The sequence below is a fragment of the Streptomyces sp. YS415 genome, assembly GCF_023544665.1.
Lineage (GTDB): Bacteria > Actinomycetota > Actinomycetes > Streptomycetales > Streptomycetaceae > Streptomyces.
This window is the reverse complement of sequence record NZ_JAMJFL010000034.1, coordinates 1-17571: the sequence shown is the minus strand read 5'-3', so window position 1 is coordinate 17571 and position 17571 is coordinate 1. Positions and strand designations below refer to the sequence as shown.

Here is a 17571-nt window from a genome sequence, read left to right as displayed (position 1 = left end):
ACGCCCCGCTGTCCCCCAGGGGCACAGGCGTCCACCGCAGTCCACCGAACCGGGGCCCGTACCTCGATGTCCGTGCACAGCCACTCGGCAGCCCATCACGACCCGGCTGCCTCGCCAGAGTTCCCGCGTCACGTGGTGACCGCGGTCCTCGTCTCCCACGACGGTGCCCGCTGGCTGCCCGACGCGCTCGCCGGGCTGCTCGGCCAGGAGCGCCCCGTGCAGTCCGTCGTGGCCGCCGACACCGGCAGCGCCGACGACTCCGCCCAGCTGGTCACCGAGGCCCTCGGCCCCGACCGCGTCCTGCACCTCGCCCGGCGCACCGGCTTCGGCCAGGCCGTCGAGGAGGCCGCCCGCACCGCGCCGGTCCTCACCCCGGACGAGCTGCCGTACCTGAAGCGGCCGAGCGGCTGGGACCCGGTCACGCGCACTTGGCGCGACGACGCGTACGACCTGCCGGAGCTCCCGCACGGCGAGCCCGTCCAGTGGCTGTGGCTGCTGCACGACGACTGCGCCCCCGAACCCGACGCCCTGGCCCAGCTGCTGCGGGTGGTGGACAACGAACTGGAGCTCGGCCGCGACGACGTCGCCGTCGTCGGCCCCAAGCTGCGCGGCTGGTACGACAAACGGCAGCTGCTGGAGGTCGGTGTCTCCATCGCCCACTCCGGCCGCCGCTGGACCGGCCTGGACCGCCGCGAGCAGGACCAGGGCCAGCACGACCACGTCCGGTCCGTGCTCTCCGTGTCCACCGCCGGCATGCTGATCCGCCGCGACGTCTTCGAACAGCTCGGCGGCTTCGACCGGCGACTGCCCCTGATGCGGGACGACGTCGACCTGTGCTGGCGCGCCCAGTCGGCCGGCCACCGCGTCCTCATCGCCCCCGAGGCCGTCGTACGCCATGCCGAGGCGGCCTCCCGCGAGCGCCGCACCGTCGACTGCGCGGGCCGCACCACGGCCTCCCCGCACAAGGTCGACAAGGCCGGCGCCGTCTACACCCTGCTCGTCAACAGCCGCTCCGCCCTGCTTCCCTGGGTGCTGTTCCGGCTGGTGCTGGGCACCCTGCTCAGGACCGTCGCCTATCTCGTCGGCAAGGTGCCCGGACAGGCCGTGGACGAGATCCGCGGTCTGCTGGGCGTGCTGCTGCGGCCCGAGCGGATCATCGCCGGACGCCGCGGCCGGGGCCGCCCGGTCGTCGACAAGGACGAGCTGCGGCCGCTGTTCCCGCCGCCCGGCGCGACCGTGCGGGCCACCGTGGAGCAGGCCGCGGGCAGTCTCTTCGGCAGCTCCGACGCCGAGGCCACCTCCGGCGCCGGACGGCACGGCGGCGGCATCGAGTCCGGACCCGGCGGCGACGACGCGGAGTTCCTGGAGATCGAGCAGTTCGCCCGCCTCAAGCGCATCGCCCGCAAGCCGGGCCCGGTGCTCTTCCTGGTGCTGCTGCTCGTCTCGCTCGCCGCCTGCCGCGAACTGCTCGGCGCCGGCGCTCTCGCGGGCGGCGCCCTGCTGCCCGCCCCGGCCGACTCCGCGGAGCTGTGGTCGCACTACCTGGACTCCTGGCACCCGGTCGGGACCGGCGGCACCGCGTCCGCGCCCCCGTACCTGGCGCTCGTGGCGATGCTCGCCTCCGTGCTGTTCGGCTCGACCGGACTCGCGGTGACCCTCCTGCTCGTCTGCTCGGTCCCACTGGCCGGACTCACCGCCTACTTCGCCTCCCGCCCGCTCGTCGAGTCGCGCCTGCTGCGCGCGTGGGCGGCCGTCGCCTACGCCTTCCTGCCCGCCGCGACCGGCGCCCTCGCCGGCGGCCGCATCGGCACCGCCGTCCTGGCCGTCCTGCTGCCGCTCGCCGCACGCGCGGGCATCGCCGCCAGTGGCCTCGCGAACAGCTCCGGCGCCCGCGGCAGCTGGCGCGCCACCTGGGCGTACGCCCTGCTGCTGACCGTCACCACGGCCTTCACGCCGATCGTGTGGCCGATCGCGCTGCTGCTGGGCGTGGCCCTGCTGGCCGTGCGCCGCACCGACATCCCCGCCTACGGCCTGCGCTTCCTGGCCCAGCTCGGCACCCCGCTGCTGGTCCTCGCGCCCTGGTCGCTGACGCTGCTCCCGTTCGGCTTCTTCGACGAGGCCGGCCTGGAGTACGGCTCCTCGGCCGCCGGTGCCCTGGACCTGCTCGGCGCCAGCCCCGGCGGCCCCGGCACGGTCAGCGGGCTGATGCTGATCGGCATCGTGCTGGCCGCGCTGGCGGCCCTGCTGCGCTCGGAGCGCCAGGCCGGCATCCGGACGGCCTGGGCGGTCGCCCTGACGGGCCTCGTCCTCGCGGTCCTGTCCAACGGCTCCACCTGGGCCGGCCCCGCCACCCTCGTCTACGGCATCGCGTTGCTGGGCGCCGCCCTGCTCGGCGCCGACGGGGCACGCGCACGCGTGGCCGAGCAGAGCTTCGGCTGGCGCCAGCCCGTCGCCGCGCTGATCGCCCTCGCGGCCGCCGCGGGCCCGCTGCTGGTCGCCGCCGGCTGGGTGATCGACGGCGCCGACGGACCGCTGGAGCGGCGCGACCCGGTGCAGGTGCCCGCGTTCGTCGCCGAGGAGAGCGGCAACCGCGACCAGACCCGCACCCTCGTCCTCGACAGCGACTCCGCCGCCCACGTGGGCTACACGCTGGTCCGCGGCTCCGGCGCCCGCCTCGGCGACGGCGAACTCGCCGCGGCCGACGGCGAGAACGACGACCTCGGCAAGGTCGTCGCCAACCTCGTCGCGGGGTCCGGCGCCGACCAGTCCGACCAGCTCGGCAAGTTCGCCGTGGCGTACGTCCTCGTCCACAAGGGCGCGCCCCGCGAGGTCACGCGCGTGCTGGACGCGACGCCCGGCCTGAGCCGGCTCAGCCAGCAGCACGGCAGCGCGCTGTGGCGGGTCGACCGGGAGGTCGCCCGCGCGACGATCGTCGGCGGGTCCGGCGAGCCGCAGCCCGTGGCCGCGGGACCCGTCGAGATCCACACCACCGTCCCGGAGGGCGCCGACGGCCGCGTCCTGCGGCTGGCCGACACCGCCGACGAGGGCTGGACGGCCACCCTGGACGGCAAGCCGCTGACTCGCACCACGGTCGACGGCTGGGCGCAGGGCTTCGCACTCCCCGCCTCCGGCGGCAGGCTGGACGTCACCTTCGAGGACCCGATCGGCCACACCGCGTGGCTGTGGGTCCAGGGCTCCCTCGCCGTCGTCCTCGTGGTCCTCGCCCTGCCCGGCCGCCGCCGCGACGTCGACGACGACCTCCCCGAGGAGCCGGTGATCCCCGCGCAGGCCGTGTCCGGCGAGGGCCGCCGCGCCCGCCGCCTGCGCGCCCAGGCGGAGGCCGAGGAGCAGGGCCGCCCGGGCGACTTCCCGTCCCCGCCGCAGGAGGCGCCCCCCGTCCCGGTCCCGCAGCAGCAGCCCTACGGCGATCACGACACCCCGCACTACGCGGGCGCCCCCGAGTACGGCGGCTACGGCGAGCAGTACCAGAACGGCCAGGGGTACCCGGCGGGCGGCTACGACCAGGGCTACCAGGCGGACCCGTACCAGGCCGGCCAGTACGACCCGTACGCCTACGGCGGACAGCCCCAGCAGGGCACGTATGACCAGGGCCAGTACGACCAGACCTACCAGCAGGGTTACGACACCGGCTACGACCCGCAGCAGCCGCACCACGGAGCCGAGCGTCCCGACGGGAGCCAGCAGTGAACCGCACCACCCTCTCCCTGCTCGCCGGTGTGACCGCGCTCGCCGCCGTCACCGGATACGCCTCCCTCAGCGCCCCCGAGGCGTCCGGCAAGGACAGCGCCGAGGCGGCGGCCGTGCTGCCCGTGGAGCGCACCAGCCTGCTCTGCCCGTCCCCGAGCACCTCCGACCTCGCGGAGACGGCGTACACCTCCTTCACGCCCGTCACCAAGGGCACCGCCGGCGGCGGCACGGCCGAACTGGCCGCCGCGGCGGGGCAGTCGGCGGAGGGCGCGGACAAGAGCGGCAAGAAGGCGGACGACAAGCCGGTCCTCACGGCGAAGGAGCCGGGCAAGCCGGTCACCGGGGACGCCTCCGGGGCCGACTCGCCCGCGCTGATCGGCACCGCCGAGGGGAAGGCCGCCCCCGGCTGGACCGTCCAGCAGACCACGGAGGTCACCGCCGGCACGGGACGCGGCCTTCAGGGCGTCAACTGCACCGCCCCGGACACGGAGTTCTGGTTCCCGGGGGCCAGCACCGCGACGGACCGCACGGACTACGTGCACCTGACCAACCCGGACGACTCCGCGGCCGTCGTCGACATCGAGCTGTACGGCAAGGACGGGCCCCTGGAGACCACGATCCCGGACGGCATCACGGTCCCGCCGCACTCCACCGAGCCGGTCCTGCTGTCCACGCTCGTCGACGAGAAGCAGACCAACCTCACCGCGCACGTCAACGTCCGCAGCGGGCGCGTGGGCGCCGCGGTGCAGGCCCTGGACGACAAGCTCGGCGGCGACTGGCTGGCCGCCTCCACCGACCCCGCGGGCAGCCTGGTCCTGCCCGGCATCCCCGAGGACGCCACCGCGGTGCGCCTGGTCGCCTTCACCCCCGGCGGCTCGGACGCCGACCTGAAGGTCCAGCTCGCCTCCCCGTCCGGCCTGATCACCCCGGCCGGGAACGAGACCCTGCACGTGAAGTCGCGCATGACCTCCGCGGTCGACCTCGGCGACCTCACGCGCGGCGAGGCGGGCTCGCTGGTCCTGACCCCCACCAGCCGCTCGGTCCCGGTGGTGGCCGCGCTCCGGGTGGTCCGGGGCAAGGGCGCCGACCAGGAGACGGCGTTCATCCCGGCCACCAGGCCGGTCGGCATCCGCGCGACGGCCGCGGAGAACACCGCGAAGGGCACCACCCTCTCCCTGACCGCCCCGACCGCCACGGCGAAGGTCAAGGTCACGGCATCGGCGGGCAGCGAGGGCGGCACGGAGGCCTCCCGGACGTACACGATCAGGAAGGGCACGACCCAGAACGTCGACCTGCCGGCGCCGGAGGGCCTGAAGGGCACGTACGCGCTCACGGTCGAGACGGTCTCGGGCGGGCCGGTCCACGGCTCCCGGACGCTGTCCTCGGCCCAGGGAAGCGTCCCGGCCTTCACGGTCCAGACCCTGCCGGACGACCGCGGGACGGTGAAGGTCCCGCAGGCGGAGCAGGACCTGTCGGTGCTGCAGGAGTAGCCGGGGCTCAGTCCTCCCCGTACCGCGGATCCACGGTCTCGGGAGTGAGCCCCAGCAGGTCGGCCACCTGCTCGACGACGATCTCGTGCACCAGCGCGGCCCGCTCGTCGCGCCCCTTGGTGCGGATCTCCACGGGCCGCCGGTAGATGACCACCCGCGCCGGCCGTCCCTCACGCGCCGCGATCGACCCGCCCAGCGGCACGGCCTCGTCGTTCCAGCCCTGACCCGCGCCGCCCAGCGGCGGCACCTCGAGGACCAGGAAGTCGATGTCGGCCAGCTGCGGCCACCGTCGCTCGAGGCGGTCCACGGAGTCCTGCACCAGGTCGGCGAACGCCTCGGCACGGCTCGCCGCCAGCGGCACCTGCGGCGGCGCGATCGGCCCTCGCATGCCTCGGCCGTGGCGATCACGACGGCGGGGCCCGGGGCCGGCGGCACGGGGTGGTACGGGGTTGTCCATCACTGGTGAAGCGTAGTCCTCGCCGCGACCGGGCGCCCTGCTCCACACGGCATCGGAGCCGCCGTCCACCCGCCCCGCGCGCCCTGTCGCCGGATGACCGTTCCGGCCAAGGTCGGGCTCGATTCCGTATCTCTCGAAGACCGGCACTTCCCAGGCAATTGGCAGGGTTTGTACCGGGTGTTGACCGGATCCCCTCCGGTCCGAACGGCCGGAAACCGGCGTTGTCGCAGGTCAGCGAGGTGGGGCAGAAGGGATGTGTGGGGCGTTTCACAGCACGACACGGTGGAGTGACGTGGGGGAGAGTCGTCGCGGCCCGCTCAAGAGTGCGGTACCGTCCAACGTCGTGAGCCCTGTACGTCGCTGTTCGCGCACCGCTTGCGGCCGTCCCGCCGTCGCGACGCTGACGTACGTCTACGCCGACTCGACCGCGGTCCTCGGCCCGCTCGCCACCTACGCCGAACCCCACTGCTACGACCTGTGCGCCGAGCACTCCGAGCGCCTGACCGCCCCGCGCGGGTGGGAGGTCGTACGGCTCCTCGACGCCTCCGCCCCGGCCCGCCCCAGCGGCGACGACCTGGAAGCGCTCGCGAACGCCGTGCGCGAGGCGGCCCGCCCGCAGCAGCGCACCGCGGGGGCCGGCGGCGGGTCCCGCTCGGCGGACCCCATGGAGGTCGCCCGCCGCGGCCACCTCAGGGTGCTGCGCTCCCCGGACAACTGACGCCACGTCACCCGGTCACGGCTGAGGTCCGCTCAGGGATCGCACAGCGCGCTGTCCGCCCGTACGGGTACTTTGTGCAGTCCGACGGGACTTTCAGGAAGGTTGGCCGTGGCTGCTGATCTGTCACAGCTGGTGAAGGCGTACGACGTGCGCGGAGTCGTACCCGACCAGTGGGACGAGCCGCTCGCCGAGCTGTTCGGGGCGGCCTTCGCCCGGGTGACCGGCGCGAGCGCGATCGTGACCGGGCACGACATGCGCCCCTCGTCGCCCGGTCTCGCGGCGGCCTTCGCGCGCGGGGCGGCCGCGCAGGGCGTCGACGTCACCGAGATCGGCCTGTGCTCGACGGACCAGCTGTACTACGCCTCCGGCGCGCTGGACCTCCCGGGCGCCATGTTCACGGCCTCGCACAACCCGGCCCAGTACAACGGCATCAAGATGTGCCGGGCGGGCGCGGCCCCCGTCGGCCAGGACACCGGCCTGACCGAGATCCGCGAACTGGTCGAGGAGTGGAGCGAGTCGGGCGCCCCCAAGCCGGCGGAGACGACGGGAACGGTCACCCGCCGGGAGACGTTGGAGGATTACGCGGCCCACCTCCGCTCGCTCGTCGACCTGACCTCCATCCGCCCCCTGAAGGTCGTCGTCGACGCGGGCAACGGCATGGGCGGCCACACCGTGCCGACCGTCTTCGCGGGACTGCCGCTGGACCTGGTGCCGATGTACTTCGAGCTCGACGGCACCTTCCCCAACCACGAGGCGAACCCCCTCGACCCGGCGAACCTCGTCGACCTCCAGCGGCGCGTCCGCGAGGAGTCCGCCGACCTGGGCATCGCCTTCGACGGCGACGCCGACCGCTGCTTCGTCGTCGACGCCCAGGGCGCCCCGGTCTCACCCTCCGCCATCACCGCCCTGGTCGCCTCGCGCGAACTGGCCCGCCACGGCGGCAAGGGCACGATCATCCACAACCTGATCACGTCCTGGTCGGTCCCCGAGGTGGTGCGGGAGAACGGCGGCACACCGGTCCGCACGCGCGTGGGCCACTCCTTCATCAAGGCCGAGATGGCCAAGTCCGGCGCGATCTTCGGCGGCGAGCACTCCGCGCACTACTACTTCGCCGACTTCTGGAACGCGGACACGGGCATGCTGGCCGCGCTCCACGTACTGGCGGCACTGGGCGAGCAGGACGGCCCGCTCTCGGCACTGGTCGCCCAGTACGACCGCTACGCGGGTTCGGGCGAGATCAACTCCACGGTCGCCGACCAGACCGACCGCCTCCGGGCGATCCGCGAGGCGTACGGCACGCGCGAGGACGTGACCCTGGACGACCTCGACGGCCTGACCGTCTCCGCCGCCGACTGGTGGTTCAACGTCCGCCCGTCCAACACGGAACCGCTGCTGCGCCTGAACGCGGAGGCCCGGGACGCGGAGACGATGGCGAAGGTGCGGGACGAGGTGCTGGGGATCATCCGCGGCTGACGCACGGCTCCCTGCCGGGGGGAGGGACGGCGGCGGCGAGGACGATCCGCGCACCGGCGGGGCCTTCCCTCGCAACGTCCGCCCCCTCCACCCCCCAAGCCACCCGGCCCGGCGGTAACCTGACCAGGCACATCCGCGACACCCACCCGCCCCGAAGGGACCCCCATGCCGCTCGAAGCCGGTCTCCTGGAGATCCTCGCCTGCCCGGCCTGCCACGCCCCCCTCAAGGAGCAGGACGCGGAGCTGATCTGCACAGGTCAGGACTGCGGCCTGGCGTACCCCGTCCGCGACGGCATCCCGGTCCTCCTCGTCGACGAGGCCCGCCGCCCCGCGTAACCCCGCCACGGAGGCTGCCGACCGTGCTCGACGAATCACTGCTCGACACCCCAGAGTCCCTCTCGGAGGCCGACCGCCGCGGCCTGCTGCGCGGCGCCGCCGAAGCCGGCGCCCGCGTCCGCACGGCCGCCCGGCACGCCGCCGAGGCAGGCGTGGCGGGCCTCGAACCCGACGGCCGCCCCCGCGCGGTCCTCGTCGCGGGCCCCGGCGCCGCCGCCGTCTGCGTCGCCGACCTGCTCGGCACGCTCGCCGGCTCGGTCAGCCCCGTCATCCGGCTGGCCCCCACGGGCGTGGCCCCGGCCGCCGGAGCCCTGCGCTGGGAGCTCCCCGGCTGGACCGGCTCCGTCGACCTGCTCCTGATCACCACCCCGGACGGCACCGAGCCGGGCCTGTCCCTGCTGGCGGAGCAGGCCTACCGCCGCGGCTGCACCGTCGTGGCCGTGGCCCCGGCCGACACCCCCCTCGCCGAGGCCCTCGAGGCCTCCCACGGCCTGTTCGTGCCGATGGCGACCGCCCCCTACGAACTGGACACGCCCCTGGCCGCAGCCTCGGCCCCCGGCGTGCTCTGGGCGCTGCTCACCCCGCTGCTCGTGCTGCTGGACCGCATCGGCCTGCTGGAAGCCCCGGCCGAGACCCTGGAGAAGGTCGCCGACCGCCTCGACCAGATCGCCGAGCGCTGCGGGCCCGCCCTCGCGACGTACAGCAACCCCGCCAAGACCCTGGCCACGGAGCTCGCCGACGCCCTCCCGGTGATCTGGACCGAGGGCACCTCGGCCGGACCGGCGGGCCGCCGCTTCGCCGCCGCCCTCGCCGAACTCGCGGGGCGCCCCGGCCTCGTCTCCGAACTCCCCGAGGCGCTCGCCGCGCACAGCGCCCTGCTCGCGGGCCGGATGGCCGCCGGCGCCGACCCGGACGACTTCTTCCGCGACCGGCTGGAGGAAGCGCCCGCCCTGCACGCGCGCGTGGTGCTGCTGCGGGACCGTCCCGGCGGCGGCCTCAGCGCCGCTTCCGGCGCCCGGGAACTGGCCCTCAGCCACGACACGCCGATCAGCGAACTGGAACCGGAGGACGGCGGCGAACTGGAGACCCTCGCGGAGCTGATCGCTGTCACCGATTTCACCGCCGTTTACCTGGCGCTCGCTTCGGGCGCCTGATCTGGCCAGGACGCCCCGACCGTCGTACGCGGGGAAAGCCCGCGTCGCACGCAGAGAGAACCCCATGGACCGCCTCGACAACACCATCCGCCCCTACGCCTGGGGTTCCACCACCGCGATCCCGCAGCTCCTCGGGACCGAACCGACCGGCGAACCGCAGGCGGAGATGTGGATGGGCGCCCACCCGGGCGCTCCCTCGCGCACCGGCCGGGGCACCCTCGTGGACGTCATCGACGCGGACCCGGAGCGGGAGCTCGGGCACGCGTGCGTGGCCAAGTTCGGGCCCCGGCTGCCCTTCCTGCTCAAGCTCCTCGCGGCCGGCGCCCCGCTCTCCCTCCAGGTCCACCCCGACCTGGCCCAGGCGAAGGAGGGGTACGCCGACGAAGAGCGCCGGGGCATCCCCCTCGACGCCGGCCACCGCAACTACAAGGACGCCAACCACAAGCCCGAACTGATCTGCGCCCTCACCGAGTTCGACGGCCTGTGCGGCTTCCGCGACCCGGTCCAGGCCGCCGATCTGCTCGACGGCCTCGGCGTCGACTCGCTCAAGCCGTACGTCGATCTGCTGCACGCCCACCCCGAGGACGCGGCCCTGCGCGAGGTGCTCACGGCGATCCTCACCGCCGACCCGGACGAGATGACCCGCACGGTCGCCGACGCCACGGCCGCCTGCGCCCGCCTCGGCGGTGCCTACACGCCGTACGCCGAACTCGCCCACCACTACCCCGGCGACCCCGGCGTCATCGCCGCGATGCTCCTCAACCACGTCCGGCTCCAGCCGGGTGAGGCCCTGTTCCTCGGCGCCGGCATCCCGCACGCCTACCTCAACGGGCTCGGCGTGGAGATCATGGCCAACTCCGACAACGTCCTGCGCTGCGGGCTGACCCCCAAGCACGTCGACGTCCCCGAACTCCTGCGCATCGTCCGCTTCGAGGCCGCCGACCCGGGCGTCCTGCGGCCGGAGGCGTCCCCGGACGGTGAGGAGGTCTACGAGACCCCGATCGAGGAGTTCCGGCTCTCCCGGTACGTCCTGCCCGAGGGCACCGCCGTCCACGACCTCACCCGCGCCACCGCGCAGATCCTGCTGTGCACGGCCGGTTCCGTCCGGGCGGGGGAGCACGACCTGACCCCCGGTCAGTCGGTCTTCGTCCCCGCAGGCGAGAGGGCCGAAGTGACCGGTGCGGGCACGGTCTTCCGCGCCACTGTGATCGTATGACCGACGTTGTGGAGGCATGACGCGCCGCACCCGGGCAAGGCTGCAACAATGGCGCACCGGCAAAGGGCGGGCAAAGCCACAAGGGGCTGTGCCCGGGACGGCGTACGAAGGGACAACGCGAACACATGAGCGCGTCAGGCGGCACCAAAGCGATCGTGGCGGCACTCGCCGCCAACCTCGCAATCGCGGTAGCGAAGTTCGTGGCGTTCCTGTTCAGTGGTTCGTCCTCGATGCTCGCCGAGTCGGTGCACTCGCTGGCCGACTCCGGCAACCAGGGCCTGCTGCTCGTCGGCGGCAAGAAGGCCAAGCGCGAGGCGACCCCGCAACACCCCTTCGGCTACGGCCGCGAGCGCTACATCTACGCCTTCCTCGTCTCGATCATCCTCTTCTCCGTCGGTGGCATGTTCGCCCTCTACGAGGGCTACGAGAAGATCAAGGACCCGCACGAGATCACGCACTGGTACTGGCCGGTGGGCGTCCTGGTCTTCGCGATCATCGCCGAGACCTTCTCCTTCCGCACCGCCATCAAGGAGTCCAACACGCTGCGGGGCAAGAAGTCCTGGAGCGAGTTCGTCCGCCACTCCAAGGCGCCCGAGCTGCCGGTCGTCCTGCTGGAGGACCTCGGCGCGCTGGTCGGCCTGATCCTGGCGCTCGCCGGCGTGAGCCTGGCCCTCGCCACCGGTGACGGCGTCTGGGACGGCATCGGCACCCTCTGCATCGGCGTGCTGCTCATCCTGATCGCGATCGTCCTGGCCATCGAGACCAAGTCGCTGCTCCTCGGTGAGGCCGCGGGGCTCGAGGAGGTCGGCAAGATCGAGGCCGCGATCGTCGACGGCGACACCGTCACCGGCATCATCCACATGCGCACGCTGCACCTCGGCCCCGAGGAGCTGCTCGTCGCCGCCAAGGTCGCCGTCCGGCACGACGGCACGGCCACCGAGATCGCCGCCGCCATCGACGCCGCCGAGTCCCGCATCCGCGCGGCCGTCCCGATCGCCCGCGTGATCTACCTGGAGCCGGACATCTACAGCGAGTCCGAGGCGGCCCGCGGCGCCGACCCCGAGGCGTCGCCCGGCGGCCCGGCCCCCGAGGGCGCCGGTCACTGACGACCCGTCACGACGAAGGGGTCCGCCGAACCACTCGGCGGACCCTTTCGTCGTACGGCAGGAACGTCACGATGCTCGGGACGAACGTCACAGATGCTCGGGCCACAGCACCGCCTGCTGCGCCGGCCGCCGCCGCAGCGACCGGGTCCCGATCGCGAGCACGAGCCCGAGCAGGGCGACCACCAGCCCCAGGAACGCGGCGGCCCCCAGCAGCAACGGCCCCACGAAGCCGTCGATCACCCGCCCTTCGACGGCGCCGACGGGAACCGTCCCGCCCTGGTCCTCCTGAAAGGCCCGCGCGTCCCGCGAGTTCAACCGGTGATCGCCGAGCAGGAACAACCGCCCCTCCGGCACGGTCACGTCGTACGGCTGATGCAGGCCGTCCGCGATGCCGTCCCGTACATACGGCTCACGCAGCCGCTCCCCGTTGACGGTGATCGCCTCCTGCTCCTCGCAGCACACCACCCGGTCACCGCCCACCCCGATGACGCGCTGCACCACCTGCACCCCGGGCCCGTACCGGTCCGGCGCCGAGAACAGCACCACATCGCCCCGCTCGACCTCGTCCCCGTCGACGCGCTCGGCGGCGATCCGGTCGCCGACGGCGTACGTCGGCGTCATGCTCTCGCCGTTCACCTTGGACAGCACATACCCGCTCCGCAGCCACAGCAGGGACCCGGCCACCAGCGCCAGCCCCGCCAACCCCATCCCCCACGCCACCACCGTGAGCCTGCGCACCGTGCTCGCATCCATCGCCACTCCCTCCCCACGCGGAACTCCCGCGGCGGCAGAGCGTATCGACCTCCCGCGACGACACCGGAGGAGCTCACGACCCACACGTCACGCCGGAACGCCTGATCCGCCCTGCCTTTCCTGCCCTTCGTCGATGTCCTGTTCTCGCTCTTGCGACCCCGGCCGTCCCTTGCCGACCCCGCCCCGTCGGGCCCACAGCCGCGCGCGACAGCCTGATCCGTACGGAGGCGGGCTGGGGTGGTCGGGTCGACCGGTGTAGCTTGGGAGGGAGCCAGACGTCGCTGCTGATGGCGGTCGGGCGGTCGCGACACGGACCGGCCGAGGGAGAGAGGGCCTCCGACGGACTGCGCTGCGCGCACGCGGGCATGCCTGTGTCCTCTTCGGGCACCCCTGTGTCCGCCGCCGCGCAGACCAGCCCTACCCACCTCGACCCACACCCCGAGGAGCAGCTCGCAATGACGACTGTCGAGAACCGACAGGACTTCAAGGTCGCCGACCTCTCCCTGGCCGAGTTCGGCCGCAAGGAGATCACCCTCGCCGAGCACGAGATGCCCGGCCTGATGGCGATCCGCAAGGAGTACGCCGAGACCCAGCCGCTCGCCGGCGCCCGCGTCACCGGCTCCCTGCACATGACCGTGCAGACCGCCGTCCTCATCGAGACCCTGGTCGCCCTCGGCGCCGAGGTCCGCTGGGCCTCCTGCAACATCTTCTCCACCCAGGACCACGCGGCCGCCGCCATCGCCGTCGGCCCGAACGGCACGCCCGAGAACCCGCAGGGCGTCCCGGTCTTCGCCTGGAAGGGCGAGACCCTGGAGGAGTACTGGTGGTGCACGGAGCAGGCGCTGACCTGGCCCAACAGCCCCACCGGCGGCCCGAACATGATCCTCGACGACGGTGGTGACGCCACCCTCCTCGTCCACAAGGGTGTCGAGTACGAGAAGGACGGCAAGGTTCCTGCCGTCGACACCGCCGAGTCCGACGAGCACCGCGTCATCCTCGAGCTCCTGCACCGCACCATCACGGACGGCTCGCAGAAGTGGACCCAGCTGGCCTCCGAGATCCGCGGTGTCACCGAGGAGACCACGACCGGCGTCCACCGCCTGTACGAGATGCAGCGCGACGGCCACCTCCTGTTCCCGGCGATCAACGTCAACGACGCCGTCACCAAGTCGAAGTTCGACAACAAGTACGGCTGCCGCCACTCCCTGATCGACGGCATCAACCGCGCCACCGACGTCCTCATCGGCGGTAAGACCGCGGTGGTCTGCGGCTACGGCGACGTGGGCAAGGGCTGCGCGGAGTCCCTACGCGGCCAGGGCGCCCGGGTGATCGTCACCGAGATCGACCCGATCTGTGCGCTCCAGGCGGCGATGGACGGCTACCAGGTGACGACCCTCGACGAGGTCATCGACAAGGCCGACATCTTCATCACCACGACCGGCAACAAGGACATCATCATGGCCTCGGACATGGTCAAGATGAAGCACCAGGCGATCGTCGGCAACATCGGCCACTTCGACAACGAGATCGACATGGCCGGCCTGGCCAAGATCCCCGGCATCGTCAAGGACGAGGTCAAGCCGCAGGTCCACACCTGGACCTTCCCCGACGGCAAGGTGCTCATCGTCCTCTCCGAGGGCCGCCTGCTGAACCTGGGCAACGCCACCGGCCACCCGTCGTTCGTGATGTCCAACTCCTTCGCGGACCAGACCCTGGCCCAGATCGAGCTGTTCACCAAGCAGTCGGAGTACCCGATCGGCGTCTACACGCTGCCGAAGCACCTCGACGAGAAGGTCGCCCGCCTCCACCTGGACGCGCTCGGCGTGAAGCTGACCACGCTCCGCCCCGAGCAGGCCGCGTACATCGGCGTCGAGGTCGAGGGCCCCTACAAGCCGGACCACTACCGCTACTGATCCGGACCGTACTGATCGGGACTCCGGTAGATCAGGACTCCTCTGATCCGGACTTTCCGGTGAGCGCGTGTGCACTGACGCGCTCACCGGTGGCAGGTCCTCAGGGCAGGCCCCCCGCACCCCCGTGCCGGGGGGCCTGCCCGTCTGGCCCTCAGTGGCCGCAGCAGCCCGTCAAGACTCAGGACCCCCATGCCCCGCGGCCGGTATTCGCTCCACGATCCGCACGATCGCACCCCCCTCGCAGAAGAACACTTCCACTGCGCGCCGGGCCCCTCGGGCTGGCGCTATGTCTCCCAGCTGACCACCCCGTCGGGCGATCACAGCGGATCCGTCGACCTCGCCCTCGACGAGCTCGGCCGCCCCATCCGCCTCGAACTCCATGCCGGCGGCTGGCAGGTGCGCGGCGCCGCCCTCGACGGCGTCACCTGGGTCCGTACGGACCCCGCCGGGACCGACGCCACGGAAGGCAATGTGCGCGCCCACGCCTTCACCGGCACGTCCCCCGCGTTTTTGATCGCCACCGCCCGTCTGCTGAACCTCACCCCCTCCGGTTCCGCCACCCGCGTACGCCTCGTCGCCTTCACGGACCCAGTGCTCGCCCCACGCACCGTCGACCAGTCCTGGGCCCTGGTGAAAAGAGAAGCACACGCCACTGACAACGCCCCGCTGACCGTGGACGAATACCAGGTCACAACGCTGGACACGGGTGAGCAGCACGCTGTGCACATCGCCGGGGACGTGGTCCTCGCGGCGCCCGGGATCGAGCTGGAGGAGCTTGAGTCGCCGCCGTCCTCGTTCGCCTGACCGTTCGCCTGCCGACCGTGGGTCTAAGCGATCCGGTGGCGATCACGCAGGCGGCACGAAACCGGTGCCGGGACGTTCGGCGGAGCGTTCCTCGTGAGGCACCGGCGGACTCGGCGGCCCGGCACTCGGGGCGGGCGGCGCTTCGAAGGCGGGCTGGGCGGCGGGCGGCCCGTACGGCGGACCGTACGCACCCGGCTCCGGCACGGGATGGGGCCAGCCACCCGTCGGCGCCGGAGCCGTCGCCGCGGGTCCGCCGGCGAAGGCCCGCCGGGCCTCCCGGGCCTGCCGTTCCTGCACCACGGCCGCCAGATACGCCGCCGACGGCACACCCGGCGGCACCGGGGTCCCCGTACGAACCGCCAGATCGGCCGCGAGCCGCTCCGCCATCGCCGCGCCCACCTGGGGATCCAGCTGCTGCATCCGCGTCAGGTACTGCCGGACGGCAAGCCACAGCCCATCGGGCACCGCGGACAGATCCAGCCCCGAGAACCGCCCGGCCAGCCACGGCGGTGGGGGCGGTACGAAGCCGCTCCGAGCCTGCGGCACGCGCTCCCGTACGACGAGAGTCCCCGCGAACACATCCCCGAGCCGTCGGCCCCGCGCCGAGACCAGCGACGCGATGCAGGCGACGACACCGAAGGTCAGCAGAATCTCGATGACGCCGATCGCGCCCCGCACCAGCGCATGCCGGAACCGGATCGGCCCGCCGTCGTCCCGCACCACCCGCAGCCCGCACGCCAGCTTTCCGAGCGAGCGGCCGTGGCTGAGCGTCTCGACCGCGATTGGCGCGCCCACCAGCACCAGAATGAACGACGCGATCGACACCGCGACCTGCGCCGCCTGGTCCAGGGAAGCGGTGGCCGCCAGCAGGCCGAGCGATACGGCGATGTAGCCGGCGATGGCCACGATGAGATCGAGCAGCACGGCGAGCGCCCTGCTGGGCAGCCTCGCGGGGCGCAACTCCAGCGCCACCGCCTCGCCCGTCACCAGCTCACTCACGCCCGCCGCCCTTCCCCTGACCTGCCCCTGGAACGGCCAGTCTGCCAAGCTGAGGGCAGATCGCGCTCCAGTGCGACAAGCTGACATGTACGACGAGCCGCCGACGAACAGCCGAGGAGCAGGCACTCAGATGGACCTCGACGTCTTCGTCACCGCGCACCGGGCCGAGTGGGACCGCCTCGACGCCCTGCTCCAGCGCCAGCGTCGCCTGACCGGCGCGGAGGCGGACGAACTCGTCGCTCTGTATCAACGCACCGCCACCCACCTCTCCCTGATCCAGTCCAGCGCCCCGGACCCACAGCTGACCGGACGGCTCAGCCAGCTGGTGGCACGCGCGCGTAGCGCCGTGACAGGAACCCGACGCGCCTCCTGGCGCGACGCGACCCGCTTCCTCAGCCATGGCTTTCCCGCCGCCGTCTACAAAGCGCGCCACTGGTGGGTGCCCACAGCGCTCCTGTCGACTCTCGTCGCGGCTCTCCTGGGCTGGTGGATCGGTACGACACCCGAAGTGCAGGCCTCCATCGCGGCCCCGAGCGAACTGCGCGAGCTCACCCGCCCCGGCGGCCAGTACGAGACGTACTACTCCAGCCACCCCGCGGCATCCTTCGCGGCCCAGGTCTGGACGAACAACGCCCAGGCCGCGGCGCTCTGCCTTGTCCTGGGCGTCTTCCTGGGCCTGCCCGTCCTCTGGATCCTCTTCCAGAACATGCTGAACCTGGGCGTCGGATTCGGCCTGATGTCCTCCGCCGGCCGCCTCGACACGTTCCTCGGCCTGATCCTGCCCCACGGCCTGCTCGAACTGACGGCGGTCTTCGTCGCCGCCGGCACCGGCCTGCGCCTCGGCTGGACCGTCATCGACCCTGGCCCGCGCACACGCCGCACAGCACTCGCCGAGGAAGGCCGAGCCGCCGTGGGCATGGCGATAGGCCTCGCCCTGGTCCTCTTCATCTCCGGCGCCATCGAAGGCTTCGTCACCCCCTCCGGCCTGCCCACATGGGCGCGCATCACCATCGGAGTCGTCGCCGAGCTGGCCTTCCTCGCGTACGTCTACGTCGTGGGCGGCCGTGCCGCGCGGGCCGGTGAGACGGGCGACGTCGAGGAAGCCGAACGCGGCGCCACGGTGCCGACGGCCGCCTGATGTGCAGACGCAGCCGAGGAGCTGCTAGTCTCCTCTTCGCCCCGAGAGAGCCGTTGACACGGATCGATCGGGGAGGTAGATTCGAACAGTTGCCTGGACTGGACGCGATCCGGTCGGCGACAGCGAGTATCTAGCTGCTTCTTGAAGTATCGATCAAATCGATTACTGAGAAGCCCCTCCCGATGAATCGGAAAATGGGTAGCCGGTCAGACCGGTCCGGAACTTCTGATAAAGTCGGAACCGCCGGAAAGGGAAACGCGAAAGCGAAAACCTGGAAAGCACCGAGGAAATCGGAGCCGAAAGGGT

General features: G+C 72.6%; 14 protein-coding genes. 11 read left to right on the top strand and 3 right to left on the bottom strand.

The window, feature by feature from the left end; genetic code table 11:
* Positions 1-66: 66 nt before the first annotated feature.
* Entirely contained in the window at positions 67-3708 is a 3642-nt protein-coding gene (locus M8H82_RS30920) for a glycosyltransferase (protein WP_250078393.1), read from the top strand.
* Positions 3705-5198 (top strand): DUF5719 family protein, encoded by a 1494-nt coding sequence (locus M8H82_RS30915; RefSeq protein ID WP_250078392.1) that lies wholly within the window; start codon positions 3705-3707, stop codon positions 5196-5198. Before M8H82_RS30920 ends, M8H82_RS30915 begins: the two co-directional genes overlap by 4 nt.
* Positions 5199-5205: 7 nt before the next feature.
* Here the strand turns inward: M8H82_RS30915 and M8H82_RS30910 are convergent, their stop codons facing one another.
* A complete protein-coding gene (locus M8H82_RS30910) occupies positions 5206-5655 on the bottom strand; it encodes a metallopeptidase family protein (RefSeq protein ID WP_250078391.1) in 450 nt (149 codons plus the stop codon).
* 253 nt (positions 5656-5908) lie between these two features.
* Here M8H82_RS30910 and M8H82_RS30905 point away from each other — a divergent pair, with 253 nt between their 5' ends.
* From M8H82_RS30905 to M8H82_RS30880, 6 genes are all read left to right on the top strand, one after another.
* Positions 5909-6373: a DUF3499 domain-containing protein gene (locus tag M8H82_RS30905; protein WP_250078390.1), complete on the top strand. Its 465-nt coding sequence runs from the start codon at positions 5909-5911 to the stop codon at positions 6371-6373.
* Positions 6374-6481: 108 nt separating this feature from the next.
* Positions 6482-7846 (top strand): phosphomannomutase/phosphoglucomutase, encoded by a 1365-nt coding sequence (locus M8H82_RS30900; RefSeq protein ID WP_250078389.1) that lies wholly within the window; start codon positions 6482-6484, stop codon positions 7844-7846.
* A gap of 165 nt (positions 7847-8011) precedes the next feature.
* Positions 8012-8182: a Trm112 family protein gene (locus M8H82_RS30895; protein ID WP_020940431.1), complete on the top strand. Its 171-nt coding sequence runs from the start codon at positions 8012-8014 to the stop codon at positions 8180-8182.
* A gap of 23 nt (positions 8183-8205) precedes the next feature.
* A complete protein-coding gene (locus tag M8H82_RS30890) occupies positions 8206-9336 on the top strand; it encodes an SIS domain-containing protein (protein ID WP_250078388.1) in 1131 nt (376 codons plus the stop codon).
* 64 nt (positions 9337-9400) lie between these two features.
* Complete coding sequence (gene manA / locus M8H82_RS30885) at positions 9401-10552, top strand: mannose-6-phosphate isomerase, class I (protein WP_250078387.1); 1152 nt, start codon at positions 9401-9403, stop codon at positions 10550-10552.
* 125 nt (positions 10553-10677) lie between these two features.
* On the top strand, positions 10678-11658 hold the full coding sequence (locus M8H82_RS30880) for a cation diffusion facilitator family transporter (protein WP_250078386.1): 981 nt from the start codon (positions 10678-10680) through the stop codon (positions 11656-11658).
* Positions 11659-11745: 87 nt separating this feature from the next.
* Here M8H82_RS30880 and lepB read toward each other — a convergent pair whose 3' ends face one another.
* The gene (lepB, locus tag M8H82_RS30875) at positions 11746-12411 is read right to left on the bottom strand and encodes a signal peptidase I (protein ID WP_250078385.1); all 666 of its coding nucleotides are present in this window, start codon (positions 12409-12411) and stop codon (positions 11746-11748) included.
* A gap of 455 nt (positions 12412-12866) precedes the next feature.
* On the opposite strand from lepB, the gene ahcY reads away from it, so the two are divergent.
* On the top strand, positions 12867-14324 hold the full coding sequence (gene ahcY, locus M8H82_RS30870; RefSeq protein ID WP_250078384.1) for an adenosylhomocysteinase: 1458 nt from the start codon (positions 12867-12869) through the stop codon (positions 14322-14324).
* A 189-nt stretch (positions 14325-14513) separates the two neighbouring features.
* Positions 14514-15128 (top strand): hypothetical protein, encoded by a 615-nt coding sequence (locus M8H82_RS30865; RefSeq protein WP_250078383.1) that lies wholly within the window; start codon positions 14514-14516, stop codon positions 15126-15128.
* Between the two features lie 42 nt (positions 15129-15170).
* Here M8H82_RS30865 and M8H82_RS30860 read toward each other — a convergent pair whose 3' ends face one another.
* Entirely contained in the window at positions 15171-16127 is a 957-nt protein-coding gene (locus M8H82_RS30860; RefSeq protein ID WP_250078382.1) for an RDD family protein, read from the bottom strand.
* A 130-nt stretch (positions 16128-16257) separates the two neighbouring features.
* On the opposite strand from M8H82_RS30860, the gene M8H82_RS30855 reads away from it, so the two are divergent.
* Positions 16258-17265, top strand: a complete 1008-nt coding sequence (locus M8H82_RS30855) for a stage II sporulation protein M (protein ID WP_250078381.1) — start codon at positions 16258-16260, stop codon at positions 17263-17265.
* Positions 17266-17571 lie beyond the last annotated feature (306 nt).

Coding starts and splice junctions, on each gene's coding strand:
- M8H82_RS30865 (WP_250078383.1), top strand. CDS start 14,514: ATGCCCCGCGGCCGGTATTCGCTCCACGATCCGCACGATCGCACCCCC.
- lepB (WP_250078385.1), bottom strand. CDS start 12,411: ATGGATGCGAGCACGGTGCGCAGGCTCACGGTGGTGGCGTGGGGGATG.
- M8H82_RS30905 (WP_250078390.1), top strand. CDS start 5,909: ATGTGTGGGGCGTTTCACAGCACGACACGGTGGAGTGACGTGGGGGAG.
- ahcY (WP_250078384.1), top strand. CDS start 12,867: ATGACGACTGTCGAGAACCGACAGGACTTCAAGGTCGCCGACCTCTCC.
- M8H82_RS30895 (WP_020940431.1), top strand. CDS start 8,012: ATGCCGCTCGAAGCCGGTCTCCTGGAGATCCTCGCCTGCCCGGCCTGC.
- M8H82_RS30920 (WP_250078393.1), top strand. CDS start 67: ATGTCCGTGCACAGCCACTCGGCAGCCCATCACGACCCGGCTGCCTCG.
- M8H82_RS30910 (WP_250078391.1), bottom strand. CDS start 5,655: ATGGACAACCCCGTACCACCCCGTGCCGCCGGCCCCGGGCCCCGCCGT.
- M8H82_RS30880 (WP_250078386.1), top strand. CDS start 10,678: ATGAGCGCGTCAGGCGGCACCAAAGCGATCGTGGCGGCACTCGCCGCC.
- manA (WP_250078387.1), top strand. CDS start 9,401: ATGGACCGCCTCGACAACACCATCCGCCCCTACGCCTGGGGTTCCACC.
- M8H82_RS30855 (WP_250078381.1), top strand. CDS start 16,258: ATGGACCTCGACGTCTTCGTCACCGCGCACCGGGCCGAGTGGGACCGC.